Origin of the sequence: Treponema sp. (genome assembly GCF_045657965.1) — a bacterium.
Classification (GTDB): domain Bacteria; phylum Spirochaetota; class Spirochaetia; order Treponematales; family Treponemataceae; genus Treponema_D.
This window is the reverse complement of record NZ_JAZOUG010000291.1, coordinates 1-4,521: the sequence shown is the minus strand read 5'-3', so window position 1 is coordinate 4,521 and position 4,521 is coordinate 1. Positions and strand designations below refer to the sequence as shown.

Below are 4,521 nucleotides of genomic sequence, written 5' to 3'. Positions count from 1 at the left end.
CCCTTCACGCGAAATCACAACAACCCGCCATGGAAGGAATTTTCCACTCGCCTTCAAAGCCTCGGTTGCCGCATGTTCAAGACCGCCGCAGCACGGAACTTCCATGCGCACAATAGTAATGCTTTTAATGTTGTTATTGCTGATTATTTCTGTGAGTTTGTCAGTGTAGTCGCCCTCATCAAGCTTAGGACAGCCAATCAGAGTAATATGATTTTTGATGAAGTCACGATGGAAAGCTGCATAAGCATAAGCAGTACAGTCGGCCGCAATCAGAAGATTTGCATTTTCATAGAAAGGTGCCTGTGTCGGCAAAAGTTTAATCTGAACAGGCCACTGCATGAGTTCACTTGGAACTGTATGATTTTCGAAACCTGATGTCTCGCGACCGTCTACATCCGGATTTCTCTGAGGTTTCTGATTATTCCGGTTAAAAGTATGCATCGCACTTCCAGGGCATCCGCCTGCATGTGGCATATGAGGCACTCCTGGTCCAACGGCGATTCCATTTTGTGCCGCTAAAACCTGCTTTCGCATTTCTACCGCTTCCGGACTATATGCCGCACTTTCGCGTTCTTCTATCGTAATTGCCCCTGCAGGACAAGCGGGAAGACAGTCGCCGAATCCGTCACAAAAATCATCACGCAAAAGATGAGCCTTTCCGTTTTCCATTACAATCGCATTTTCATGGCAGGCAGAAGCACAAAGTCCGCAACCAGTACATTTCTCTTCATCAATCTTTACAATCTTTCTAATCATTTCCGTACCTCACGTTTTGGAGAATACCACACCCAGCGCTAAAAGAATGTTGTTAAAACAACAAAATGCAGATATTATCAGAGGTATGGAAAAGAAAGCTTTATTAAAGACGCCGCTCTTTACTGGAATAAAGGAAGATGATTTTCAGTCTGTTCTAAAACTGCTGAACGCCACAGAGCGCACCTACACCAAAGGAGAAACTGTTTTTCATTCCGGCTCAGTCATAAATCAGCTTGGAATCATTCTTGAAGGTCGTATCCAGATTGAAAGCACCGACTTTTGGGGAAACAAGACGATTTTAGACAGTCTTGGAGAAGGGAAAGTTTTTGCAGAGACTTATGCCCTTACAAAAGTTCCTCTTATGGTTGATGTAACTGCAACTCAAGAGTCAAAAATCCTCTTACTGCAGACAGATAATCTTGGATCAGCTAAAGATGAGTTTTCTCAAATCATCACAAAAAATCTTCTTACTGTTTCCATGAAAAAGAACCTGCACCTTTCTCAGCGTATTTTCCATACCAGTTCAAAAACAATCCGCGGCCGACTTTTGTCATATCTTTCATCGCAAGTTCCACGCGGCACTCCAAACGCAGAATTCGACATCCCCTACGACCGCCAGCAGCTCGCCGATTACCTGGAAGTAGACCGCTCCGCTCTCTCCGCCGAACTCAGCAAAATGAAAGCAGACGGGCTTATTGATTACTGGAAAAATCATTTTAAGCTGCTTGGCCGCTAACTACTCCGTCAGCCTTCCTGCAATTGCAAAACAGCTGTCGCCCATTTTTTCGATTTTACGAACTATGTCGATATACAAAAGCTCTGCTTTGACGTTTGCGCCAGTTTCAAGACGTGTGCGGGCAAGTTTTTTAAGATTGATTCGTTCTTCATCAATCTGATTTTCAAGTGTATGTGCAAACTCGTGCTGCTCAGCACTTAATTTCTGTCCGATGTGACGGTAGACAAAATATAAAAGCTGACGGACAAGTTCAATGTACGGCAGAAGTTTTTCTTTATCGCTTTCTTTAAGCACAACTTTTTTCTCTTCAATACGTGAAATGAAAACGCCCATGGTAAGGCACTGGTCAGAAAGTTCTTCAAGTTCGGTCACAATTCCAAGCATGGAGTTTATGGACTTCATCTGAATATCCGAAAGACTTAGGTTTTGACAGCGAAGGAGATAAGCTGTAAGTTCTTCCTGCATTCTGTCCAAAAGAGCTTCTTCTTTTATGAGATTTTCATAGTGTTTTTCGCAGAATTTTTTTGCATTTGTAAAACCAATCTGAACACGGTCGAACATTTCTACAGTCCTGTCTGCCATGTGCTGAATCTCTAGCCGTACTTCCATAAGAGGAATTGTAGCTGATTCGTGAGCGGCAAGTTCCGGGAACGGGAGGCTGTAATTTTCAGGGATTTCTTCTTTCTTTTCTTTAATAAGGATTTCTGTAAGGTGTGCAAGCTGATTTGTAAACGGAAGGAAGATAAGAGTTCCAAAGACATTAAAAAGTGTGTGCAACATTGCAATGTGATAAGTGATTGTAGCCTCTGCCTTTCCCGGTGTAATAAAATCAACAAGGCGTGTAAGATACGGAAGGAAGATGAGTGCAAGAAGGGCCGTTGCACAGTTGAACAGAACGTGAATCAGACTTGCGCGCCTTGCATTTGTTTTTGAACCAAAGGCCGCCATTACAGAATCCACAGTTGAACCGATGTTGCTTCCGATTACAAGGGCGGCAGAAAATTCCCAGGTAAGCACTCCGTTGTAGGCCATCGTAATTACAATCGCCGTCATTGCAGAAGATGAATGAATGAGCGCGGTAATCGCAATTCCAATCAAAACTGCAATCGGATAGCTCCAGAACTTAATTTTCTGAACGCTTGTTAAAAATCCCATGCCGCTTGCACTGAGCGAGACTGCATCCGAAAGCCAGCCGAGCGCAATGAACAAAAGAGAAAAGCCCATAAGCGCAAGCCCGATATTTTCGTGCCGGCGTTTTCTTACAATCGAAAGAATATAACCGACTGCAAAAATCGGAATTGCAAGGGCAGAAATCTTAAAGTCAAAACCAAACAGAGCGACAATCCAGGCTGTTACCGTAGTACCAATATTCGCTCCAAAAATGACTGCCACCGACTGCGACAACGTAATCAGTCCCGCATTCACAAACGAAACGACCATAACCGTAGTTGCACCCGATGACTGAATCAGCATGGTAAGAAGACAGCCTGTAAGCAGCCCTAAGAATCGGTTTTTCGTCATAAATCCAAGAGCTGCCTGCAGCTTTTCACCTGCAGACTTCTGGATTCCGTCGCTCATCAGCTTCATTCCAAAAAGCAAAAGACAAAGGCTTCCGGCAATGTTGAAAATTGTCATCAAAATGTTCGTAATCATTTAAATCCCCTTGTGATTTGTATTTTTATAAGATTATCTCATTATCGCAAAAACACTTTCTGCTCCATAAAAAAGCAACATAATTATTCCTTCAATGCGTCCAATCCGTCTTTTTGTAATCGAAAAAATCCATGAAAGAACGCTGATAAAAATCAAAACAGCCATATCATAAACAGAAGCTATATTCACGCTCACCGGATGAATAGCGGCAGAAACACCAAGAATAAAAAGCAGATTAAAAATATTCGAACCAAGAACATTTCCTACTGCGAGCGCAGTCTCTCCTTTACGGGCAGCAACAATAGAAGTTACAAGTTCTGGTAATGAAGTTCCAATTGCAACAACAGTAAGACCTATCAAAGTTTCTGTCATGCCTAAAAAGCGTGCAATATTCTGAGCACTGTAAACAACTGCCTTTCCGCCTGCAATAATCAAGAAAAGTCCAAGCACAATGAAAAGAATACATTTCCAAAGAGGAAGTAATTTTTCTCCGCCAGTTTCTTCTTCAGGGAGAGGATTTTTCCGGGCATCAAAAATAAGATAAACAATGTAAGCGATAAACAAAACAAGAATGATGATTCCTAAAGTCCGGCTTACAGTTCCCGCATCAGCATCCATCCTCAGAGTGAAAAAACTACCGTTCAGAAATGCAGGAAATGTAACAGCAAGAAAAATTCCTAGTGTTGAAAAGATGGAAATTGGAAAATCTCGTTTTAAGATTAGGGAATCCACAGGAACAGGATGAATAACGGCACATAATCCAAGAACTACAAGAAGGTTAAAAATATTTGAGCCCACAACATTACTGAGTGCAATTTCATTTGAACCAGCCAGGGCCGCCGAAGTACTTACTGCAAGCTCCGGCATACTCGTTCCCAAGGCAACAATCGTAAGTCCAATAATAAGCGAAGGAATCTTAAAAATCCTGGCAAGAGCAGAAGAACCGTCTACAAAAATATCTGCTCCTTTTACAAGAGCAATAAATCCAACAGCCAGAACAGCCACATTCAAAAAAATCATTTCATCAACTCCCTGCAAGGAAAAACAAAAAAGCGAGCCCTTTTCCCTGCAAATACACTAAATCTGCAGTAAAAGTCTCGCTTCGTTGAACAGTATTCCGGGGAACAAAAAAGAGATGCGTTCCCGTGCTGACGAAATAATGATATCGCTTGCCTTTTGGCAAACAACAAGCTACTCCCTAATTACTAAAGAGACGATAACATATTTTAGGGTAAATGACAAGAATCCGGATTTGGTCTATATTTGAATCATGTTCCGACCAATGCGAAGATTCAAACAGCAGATAAGTGATGCACAGTGCATCGAAATCCTCAAAAACGAAAAGCGCGGAGTTTTGTCCCTCCTCGGAGATGACG

4 protein-coding genes are annotated in these 4,521 nt (G+C 42.2%); 1 reads left to right on the top strand and 3 read right to left on the bottom strand.

Annotated features, from left to right (window positions below):
* A partial coding sequence (locus ACKI5B_RS11025; protein WP_407428709.1) for an ATP-binding protein occupies positions 1–756 on the bottom strand: 756 nt, incomplete at its 3' end.
* Between the two features lie 85 nt (positions 757–841).
* On the opposite strand from ACKI5B_RS11025, the gene ACKI5B_RS11020 reads away from it, so the two are divergent.
* Positions 842–1,492 carry a Crp/Fnr family transcriptional regulator gene (locus ACKI5B_RS11020; RefSeq protein ID WP_407428707.1) on the top strand — a complete coding sequence of 217 codons (651 nt, stop codon included), beginning with the start codon at positions 842–844 and terminating at the stop codon, positions 1,490–1,492.
* Here ACKI5B_RS11020 and ACKI5B_RS11015 read toward each other — a convergent pair whose 3' ends face one another.
* Together ACKI5B_RS11015 and ACKI5B_RS11010 are read right to left on the bottom strand one after the other, a co-directional pair.
* Positions 1,493–3,145: a Na/Pi cotransporter family protein gene (locus ACKI5B_RS11015; protein ID WP_407428705.1), complete on the bottom strand. Its 1,653-nt coding sequence runs from the start codon at positions 3,143–3,145 to the stop codon at positions 1,493–1,495.
* A gap of 33 nt (positions 3,146–3,178) precedes the next feature.
* Positions 3,179–4,165 carry a calcium/sodium antiporter gene (locus ACKI5B_RS11010; RefSeq protein WP_407428703.1) on the bottom strand — a complete coding sequence of 329 codons (987 nt, stop codon included), beginning with the start codon at positions 4,163–4,165 and terminating at the stop codon, positions 3,179–3,181.
* Between the last annotated feature and the right edge of the window lie 356 nt (positions 4,166–4,521).

What these genes read in the sequence shown, in the direction of transcription:
- ACKI5B_RS11010 (WP_407428703.1), bottom strand. Translation starts at nt 4,165, where the DNA reads ATGATTTTTTTGAATGTGGCTGTTCTGGCTGTTGGATTTATTGCTCTT.
- ACKI5B_RS11020 (WP_407428707.1), top strand. Translation starts at nt 842, where the DNA reads ATGGAAAAGAAAGCTTTATTAAAGACGCCGCTCTTTACTGGAATAAAG.
- ACKI5B_RS11015 (WP_407428705.1), bottom strand. Translation starts at nt 3,145, where the DNA reads ATGATTACGAACATTTTGATGACAATTTTCAACATTGCCGGAAGCCTT.